Here is an 8,640-nt window from a genome sequence, read left to right as displayed (position 1 = left end):
GATCGCGGCCCCGCCCAGAACGCCCGAGACGATATCGAGTAGCGCGGCTTCCACCTCGTCGCGCGGCGCGTTCCCGACCGTGGCCGCCGGGTCCGCGGCCAAGCGAGCCTGCACCGCCCGGCGGTCCAGTTTCCCCCGTGCCCGGCGGGTCCGGGGCGGGGCGCCGCCCCCCGGGGGGGGGCTACGACGGCTTCGGGTCAGCGGCGTGCCCGCCGCCGGATCAGTAGACCGGCGAGCGTGCCGACGAGGAAAAGGATCAGCAGGACCAGCCACATCGGCGAGGTGACGGTGACGAGCAGGAAATTGATATCCACCCGGTCCCGGTTCTGCACGATGAACACGGCGGCCAGCACGATCAGGACTGCGGCCAACCACTGGTTGAACGATATGCGGGACAGCAGGGTCGGCTTCCGCGCGTTCTCGGTTGTCATCGGTGTCCTCCGAACAGTGGGCCGGATATACACGTAGTGTGCCGCTCCGGTACCGGCCGGACCTCACCCCGGGCGGATGAGTTCGGCCGTCCGCGGCGCCACGGATTGCCCTGGTCCCCGCGCAGATCTGCCCCCGTCGGCGCCGCCGCCGTCGGCGCGCTTGCCGCGATCGCCCGCCCGATACCGGTCGATCTGCCGGCTCGGCCGGCCCGCGGATCCACGTGTTCCCCGGACGGCGGCGACCTACGCACGGATTGCCGGGCCGCATAAATCACCCGCCGTAGGTGATACCTCCGCCGCCGGGCGCTGATTACCGTGAGCGACGCCGGTACGCCCATCCCGATCCGGAAGACCACCGGGCGAACGGCTGCTCGAATCTCCGCGCCGTGACCGCTCTATCAGCCGAGACATCGCAGAGTGAGGTAACGATGACCATGCAGGTGGACTTCGCCGACACCACCGACTTCGAGAATGCCGATCGCGGGTTCATCGCCGAGCTCGACCCGCCGGTGGTTAAGGCGGCCGACGGACGCGTGGTCTGGGATACCGGTGCCTACGGATTCCTCGACGGGGACTGCCCGGCCACCGCGAACCCGAGCCTGTGGCGGCAGTCGCAACTCTGCAACAAGCAGGGGCTTTTCGAGGTCACCGAGGGGATCTACCAGGTGCGCAACCTGGACCTGTCGAATATGACGTTCGTCGAAGGCCGCGAGGGCATCATCGTGATCGACCCGCTCATCTCGGCGGAAACCGCGGCCGCGGGATTGGCGCTGTATCGCGCGCACCGCGGTGACCGCCCGGTCACCGGAATGATCTACACCCATTCCCATGTCGACCATTTCGGCGGTGCCAGGGGAGTGGTACCCGAGGGGCATCCGGCGATCCCGGTGCTGGCTCCCGAGGGGTTCCTCGAACACGCTGTCAGCGAGAACGTCTACGCCGGTAACGCGATGAACCGGCGTGCGGTCTTCATGTACGGGGCGGTGCTGGACAAGGCGCCCGACGGGCAGATCAGTGCCGGGCTCGGTATGACCACCTCCACCGGAACCGTCACCCTCATCCCGCCGACGGTCGATATCACCCGCACCGGGCAGGAAGAGGAAATCGACGGCGTCCGGATCGTCTTCCAGCTCACCCCCGGCACCGAGGCACCGGCCGAGATGAATTTCCTCTTCCCCGGCCGCCGCGCACTCTGCATGGCAGAGAACGCGACCCACAATATGCACAACGTGCTCACGCTGCGCGGCGCGGTCGTCCGGGATTCCCGGGTCTGGGCCCGGTATCTGGACGAGGCCATCGCCCGATTCGGCGATAAGGCCGATGTCGCCTTCGCCTCGCATCATTGGCCGACCTGGGGTCGTGAGAACTGGACGGCGTGGGTCGCCGGGCAACGGGATATGTACTCCTACCTGCACGATCAAACCCTGCGGCTGACGAACCGAGGTCTCACCGGCCCGGAGATCGCCGAACAGTTCGAATTCCCGCCCGCACTCGACGGTCTGTGGGCCAACCGCGGTTATTACGGCTCCACCAGCCACAATGTGAAAGCGATCTACCAGCGGTACATGGGCTGGTTCGACGGTAATCCCGCGCATTTGTGGGAACACCCGCCCGCCGAGCTGGCGCGGCGCTACGTCGCCGATTACGGCGGTATCGAGGCGATCGTCGGTAAAGCCCACGGGTACGCCGCCGACGGCGATCTCCGTTTCGCCGCTACGCTGCTCCAGCACGCTGTTTTCGCCGAGCCGGACCACGAGGGGGCCAAACACGAGCTGGCGCAGGTCTACGACCGGCTCGGTTACGGCGCCGAGAACGGGACCTGGCGCAACTTCTTCCTGGTCGGGGCGCAGGAGCTGCGCAAAGGCCCGAGTCCGATGGCGACGAGCACGGCATCGCCGGAAATGATGCGGGCGCTGACCCTCGAGATGATCGTCGACTCGCTCGCGGTCCGCATCGACGGTCTGCGCGCCGCGGCGACCGATTTCACCATGGACTGGGAGCTGACCGACGAGAACCGGGTGCACCGCTTGACCCTGTCCCGCGGTGCCCTCACCCACCGCACGCCCACGGCCGAGGCCCCGGTCGACGGCCCCGCGGATCTCACCCTGACGCTCACCAAAGCGCAACTGTTGAAGGCCGTGGGCGGTGGTGGGTTCGACGGGGTCACCATGAAGGGCGAGGAAAGCCTGCTCCAGACCTTCATCGGCCTGCTCGACACGCCCGACCCGCAATTCCCGATCGTGACACCCTGACGGGGACAGGACCTACTCCCGGAAGCGGTGACCCATCCCCGGCTCGGTCAGCAGATGCCGGGGGTGGGAAGGGTCGTCCTCCAGTTTGCGGCGTAGCTGGGCGAGATAGACACGAAGGTAATGGGTTTCGGCCTGATACGCCGGACCCCACACCTCGCGCAGCAGCTCCTGACGGCCCACCAGTTTCCCGCGATTGCGCACCAGCATTTCCAGCACACCCCATTCGGTGGGGGTCAGGTGGACTTCGGCGCCCGCCTTGATCACCTTCTTCGCCGCCAGGTCGACGGTGAACGAATCGGTGACCACCACCGGTTCGCCGGGGTCGGCCGAATCCGCGGCCCGTCGCAGCGCGGCGCGCAGCCGGGCCAGGAATTCGTCCATCCCGAAGGGTTTGGTCACGTAGTCGTCGGCGCCGGCGTCGAGCGCGTCCACCTTGTCCGCCGAATCGGTGCGGGCGGAGAGCACGATGATCGGCATCTTCGTCCAGCCGCGTAATCCCGCGAGCACCTCGATGCCGTCGATATCGGGGAGCCCGAGGTCGAGTACCACCGCATCGGGTTTGCGTTCGGTCGCCGCCCGCAGTGCTCCGGCACCCGTCGACGCGGTGACCACGTCGTAGCCGCGCACCGACAGGTTGATCCGCATGGCCCGCAGGATCTGCGGTTCGTCGTCGACCACCAGCACGGTGGGCTGTTTCGCTCCGTGCCCGGGCGCTGCGGCGTTCACTGCGATACCTCCGTGGTCGGCGTGTCGCCGCGGTCGCCGGCGACGGCGAGATCGACGGTGACAGTGAGTCCTCCGCCGGGGGTGGGGACGGCGCTCACCGAACCGCCCAGGGCGAGGGCGAAACCGCGGACCACCGAAAGCCCCAATCCGAGACCGCTGGTGTTGTCCCGGTCGCCGAGCTGCTGGAACGGATCGAAAACCCGCTCGGCGTCGGCGCCGGGCAGGCCCGGCCCGTGGTCCACGACCCGCACCAGCACCCGGCCGTCCACCATGGCGGCATCGATCAGCACCTCCGATTCCGCGCCGTAGCGCAACGCGTTGTCGACGAGGTTGGCCAGGATCCGTTCCAGCAGATCGGGGTCGGCCGCGACGGCGATCGTCCCGACCTTCACCCGCACCCGGTCGAGCGCGCCGCGGCGGGCCCCGCGCGGGCTCACCCCCACGCTCACCAGGGACCGGTGCACTACCTCGTCCAGATACACCGCCCGCAACCGGGGCCGCACCACACCCGCTGCCAGCCGTGAGGAGTCGAGCAGGTTACCGACCAGCGCCGTGAGCTGATCGGCGGATTCCTCCACGGTGGCGAGCAGTTCGGCGCGGTCCTCCGGGGAGAACTCCACATCGTCGGAGCGCAGGCTCGATACCGCCGCCTTCACCGCCGCCAGCGGGGTGCGCAGATCGTGGCTGACCGCGGAGAGCAGATCGCGGCGCAACCGGTCGGCCTCGGCGAGCGCCGCGGCCTGGTTCGCTTCCTCGGTGAGCTGCTGGCGCTGGATCAGGCCGACGGCCTGGCCCGCCACCGCCTCGAGGACGCGCCGGTCGCGGGCGCGCAGGGTCGGGCCGGACAGCAGCAGCCAATACTCGCCGTCACCGACCTCGACGGCGGTATCGGCCGTATCGGGGCGGTCGGGCGGATCGGTGCCGACCGTGGCGAGCGCGCCGCGGGTGCGGTGGCGCAGGCTCACCGCGCGCTGGCCGTAGGTCTGGCACAAGCGGTCCAGCAGGGCGGTCGGATCGGCGCCGCGCAGCACCGAACCCGCGAACAGGGTGAGCAGTTCGGCTTCCCGGGAGGCCTGTCCGGCCTGTTCGGCGCGGCGCGCCGCGGTATCGACCAGCACCGCCACCGCGACCGCCACCACCAGCAACAGCACGGCGGGCAGGAAGTTGTTCGGCTCCTGGATGGTGATGCTGTAGCGGGGGTCGGTGAACAGGATATTGAGCAGCAACCCGGCCAGTAGCGCGGCCGCGATCGCCGGCAGCACACCGCCGAACAGCGCGACCGCCAGCACCGCCACGAAATACAGTGCGCTCTCGCTGACCAGGTCGAGATAGCGGTCCAGCCAGACCGCCAGGATCGCCGAGATGGCCGACGGTACCGCGAGCGCGGCCACCCAGGCCGCCATGCGGCGCAGCTTGGGCCGCGGTTTGCGCCGCCGTCGCCGCTGCCGGGCTTCCTCGTGGGTCACCATGTGCACATCGATCGTGCCGGACTGCTGCACCACCTCCGCGCCGATACCCTCGTCGACCATCCGCGCCCAGCGCGACCGCCGCGAGGTGCCCAGCACCAGCTGGGTGGCGTTGACCGTGCGGGCGAAATCCAGGAGCGCGGTGGGCACATCGTCGCCGACCACCGTGTGCAGTTCGGCGCCCAGATGCGCCGCCAGTTCGCGGACCGCCGCCATCTGCGGGGCGGCGACCCCGGTCAGCCCGTCCCCGCGCACCACGTGCACGACGAGCAGTTCGGCACTGGATTTGGCCGCGATCCGCCCGGCCCGCCGCACCAGGGTTTCCGATTCCCGCCCGCCGGTCACCGCGACGACCACCCGTTCGCGGGCCTCCCAGGTGGCGGTGATCCGGTGGTCGGCCCGGTATTTCGCGAGCGCGGCGTCCACCTGGTCGGCCAGCCACAGCAGGGCGAGTTCGCGCAGCGCGGTGAGGTTGCCGCGCCGGAAGTAGTGCGCCAGCGCGGCGTCGGCCTTCTCCGGCGCGTACACATTGCCCAAGGTGATCCGCCGCTGCAACGCCTCCGGGGTGATATCGACCAGTTCGATCTGGCCGGCGGCCCGCACCACCGCGTCCGGCACGGTTTCGCGCTGGGTGACCCCGGTGATCTGCTCGACCACATCGTTGAGGCCCTCGAGATGCTGGATGTTCACCGTCGACACCACATCGATGCCGGCGGCGAGCAGTTCCTGGACATCCTGGTACCGCTTGCGGTTGCGGCTGCCCGGAGTGTTGGTATGCGCCAGTTCGTCCACCAGCACCAGATCGGGGCGCCGTGCCAGCACCGCGTCCACATCCAGTTCGTACTGCACCGTGCCGCGATAGGAGAGCGCGATCCGGGGCAACTGCTCGATACCTTCGAGCAGTTCCGCGGTCTGCGCCCGGCCGTGCGTTTCGACCACGGCGGCCACCACGTCCTGGCCGCGGGCCAGCCGGCGATGCGCCTCCCCGAGCATCGCGTACGTTTTCCCGACCCCGGGGGCCGCGCCGAGATAGATACGCAGCTCACCCGGGGTCCGGTCGGGTGTCGTGGTCACGTGCGAATCATGTCATCGTGCACGGCTCACTCGCCGCCCGCAGTGCCGGACACGGGATAGCGGCGGTCCAGCTCGAGGTTGAGTTCGAGGACGTGGACTCGCGGCTCCCCGGCGAAACCGAGGACGCGGCCGGTGGTGTGGGCGGCGACGATATCGCGTACCGCGGCGGGGTCGATACCGCGGGCGGCTGCCACCCGGTTCACCTGGATCGCGGCGTAGGCGGGGGAGATATGCGGATCCAGACCGCTGCCGCTGCTGGTCACGGCGTCCGCCGGAACCGCCGGGTCGGCAGGGGCGTCCCCGGCGACGGGCACGATCCGGCCCGCCGAGTAATCCTCGCCGTAGCGCGCGCATTCCACCGGAACGCCCTGGTATTCGGCGAGGAATACCGGTGCTTGCCCGGTGGATCCGGCCGGGCAGGGTTCGTTCACGCTGACCACCCGCTGCGCGAGCACCGAACCGTCCGCGGCGCGGGGGCCCAGCACCGAGAGCACCGCCCCGACCCCGTTCGCCGTGCAGAACTGCCGGGCACCGTCGACGCCTTCGCGCGCACCGATCTCGTGACTGCGGGTGCAGATCTGGGTGAGCAGGCTCGGTGCGAAACCTGCCGTTTCGGGGTCGGATCCGGCCGCGAGCAGAGCCGGGTCGGCCGGGGTGTCGACGATGTTCTCCGGACCGAGGTTGGATCCGCCCGAGGCGAGGCCGTCGTACCCGTCGCCGGCCGCCGAGGGACGGCTCTGGAAATACCAGGCGATCGCGTCGCCGTCCGCGTCCGTGAACGACTGGCCGATCAGGGAACTGCCCACGACCCGCCCGCCGTGCTCGACGAGCGAACCGTGTGCTTTGTCGTGCAGTCCCGGCAGCTGGCCCGCCACCCAGACGAGGGCGGGGTAGGCGAAACCGGTGATCAAGGTCAGGATCAGCAGCGCCCGCAGGGCGGCGAGATGCTGACGGATCAGATCGGAAACAGGCATATCAGGCCATCCCGGGGAGATATCGGATCACGAGGTCGATGAGTTTGATCCCGAGGAACGGCGCGACGATCCCGCCCAGCCCGTAGATCGAAAGGTTGCGGCCGAGCAGCTTCGCCGCACTACCCGGCGTGTACCGCACACCGCGCAGCGCCAGCGGGATCAGCGCCACGATGACCAGCGCGTTGAAGATCACCGCCGACAGGATGGCCGATTGCGGACTGGCCAGCCGCATGACGTTCAGCAGATCCAGACCCGGGAACAACCCCACGAACAGCGCCGGGATGATCGCGAAATACTTGGCGATATCGTTGGCGATGGAGAACGTGGTGAGCGCGCCGCGGGTGATGAGCAGCTGTTTGCCGATCTCCACGATCTCGATCAGTTTGGTGGGATCGGAATCGAGGTCGACCATGTTCCCGGCCTCTTTGGCGGCCGAGGTCCCGGTGTTCATCGCGACCCCGACATCGGCCTGCGCCAGCGCCGGTGCGTCGTTGGTACCGTCCCCGGTCATCGCGACCAGGCGGCCACCCTGCTGTTCCCGCCGGATCAGGTCCAGTTTGTCCTCGGGGGTGGCCTCGGCCAGGAAATCGTCCACCCCGGCCTCGTCGGCGATGGCCTTGGCGGTGCGCGGATTGTCGCCGGTGATCATGACGGTGCGGATACCCATCCGCCGCATTTCCGCGAACCGTTCCCGCATACCCAGTTTCACCACGTCCTTCAGGTGGATCACGCCGAGTACGCGGGCCGCGCCGTCGCGGATCTCCCCGACGGCCAGCGGGGTGCCGCCGGCTGCGGAGATTCCGTCGACCACGGTGCCGAGTTCGGCCGGTACCGAACCGCCGTGCGCCCGAATCCATTCGGCCACCGAATTCGCGGCGCCCTTGCGCAACTGCACACCGTCCACATCCACCCCGGACATCCGGGTGGTCGCGGAGAACGCCACCCATTCGGCGTGCGCGAGTTCACCCGGGGTGCGTTCCCGCAACCCGTAGGTGTCCTTCGCGTACACCACGATGGAGCGGCCCTCCGGGGTCTCGTCCGCGAGGCTGGACAGTTGCGCGGCGTCGGTGAGTTCCTGTTCGCCGACCCCGGACAGCGGCACGAACGCCGCGGCCTGCCGGTTCCCGAGCGTGATGGTGCCGGTTTTGTCCAGCAGCAGGGTGTTCACATCGCCGGCGGCTTCCACGGCCCGGCCCGACATGGCCAGCACATTGCGCTGCACCAACCGGTCCATCCCGGCGATCCCGATCGCCGACAGCAATGCGCCGATCGTGGTCGGGATCAGGCAGACCAGCAGCGATACCAGCACGATCCCGGTGACCCCGTAGTCGCCCAGTGCGAGGCCGCCGGGCACGCCGGGGTTGTTGTCCACGGCGAAAATCGCCAGCGGCTGCAGCGTTACCACCGCGACCAGGAAGATCAGCGTGAGCGCGGCCAGCAGGATGTTCAGCGCGATCTCGTTCGGGGTTTTCTGCCGGGCCGCGCCTTCCACCAGCGCGATCATCTTGTCGATGAAGCTCTGGCCGGGCTCCTGGGTGATCCGTACGACGATCCGGTCCGACAGCACCGTGGTACCGCCCGTGTCCGCGGACCGGTCGCCCCCCGATTAGCGGATAACCGGCGCGGCCACACCCGTGATAGCCCAATAGTCGACCCAGGCGCTCCCCACCCCCCCAACCCCCTCCCCCGGCCCCCCCAGCCCCGCATCCCCCCCCCC

At 69.2% G+C, this 8,640-nt stretch carries 5 protein-coding genes and 1 pseudogene; 1 reads left to right on the top strand and 5 read right to left on the bottom strand.

The features are described from left to right. Positions 1-197: 197 nt before the first annotated feature. Positions 198-431 (bottom strand): LapA family protein, encoded by a 234-nt coding sequence (locus tag QH276_RS17125; protein ID WP_280399614.1) that lies wholly within the window; start codon positions 429-431, stop codon positions 198-200. Positions 432-865: 434 nt separating this feature from the next. On the opposite strand from QH276_RS17125, the gene QH276_RS17120 reads away from it, so the two are divergent. Beyond that, positions 866-2,683 (top strand): alkyl/aryl-sulfatase, encoded by a 1,818-nt coding sequence (locus QH276_RS17120; protein ID WP_280399627.1) that lies wholly within the window; start codon positions 866-868, stop codon positions 2,681-2,683. A 12-nt stretch (positions 2,684-2,695) separates the two neighbouring features. On the opposite strand, the gene QH276_RS17115 is transcribed toward QH276_RS17120, so the two are convergent. From QH276_RS17115 to kdpB, 4 genes and pseudogenes are all read right to left on the bottom strand, one after another. Further along, entirely contained in the window at positions 2,696-3,367 is a 672-nt protein-coding gene (locus tag QH276_RS17115; RefSeq protein ID WP_280399628.1) for a response regulator, read from the bottom strand. 38 nt (positions 3,368-3,405) lie between these two features. Beyond that, positions 3,406-5,949, bottom strand: coding sequence for a sensor histidine kinase (locus tag QH276_RS17110; RefSeq protein WP_280399615.1), 2,544 nt, complete (start codon positions 5,947-5,949; stop codon positions 3,406-3,408). Between the two features lie 26 nt (positions 5,950-5,975). After that, the gene (locus QH276_RS17105) at positions 5,976-6,923 is read right to left on the bottom strand and encodes a potassium-transporting ATPase subunit C (protein ID WP_280399616.1); all 948 of its coding nucleotides are present in this window, start codon (positions 6,921-6,923) and stop codon (positions 5,976-5,978) included. Between the two features lies 1 nt (position 6,924). Next, a pseudogene (gene kdpB, locus QH276_RS17100) lies at positions 6,925-8,640 on the bottom strand (potassium-transporting ATPase subunit KdpB); the annotation flags it as partial.

The organism is Nocardia carnea, from assembly GCF_029869215.1.
GTDB lineage: Bacteria > Actinomycetota > Actinomycetes > Mycobacteriales > Mycobacteriaceae > Nocardia > Nocardia carnea_B.
Note: the sequence above shows the minus strand (reverse complement) of the source record. Positions and strands in the feature narration are given on the sequence as shown.

Coding starts and splice junctions, on each gene's coding strand:
- QH276_RS17120 (WP_280399627.1), top strand. CDS start 866: ATGCAGGTGGACTTCGCCGACACCACCGACTTCGAGAATGCCGATCGC.
- QH276_RS17125 (WP_280399614.1), bottom strand. CDS start 431: ATGACAACCGAGAACGCGCGGAAGCCGACCCTGCTGTCCCGCATATCG.
- QH276_RS17105 (WP_280399616.1), bottom strand. CDS start 6,923: ATGCCTGTTTCCGATCTGATCCGTCAGCATCTCGCCGCCCTGCGGGCG.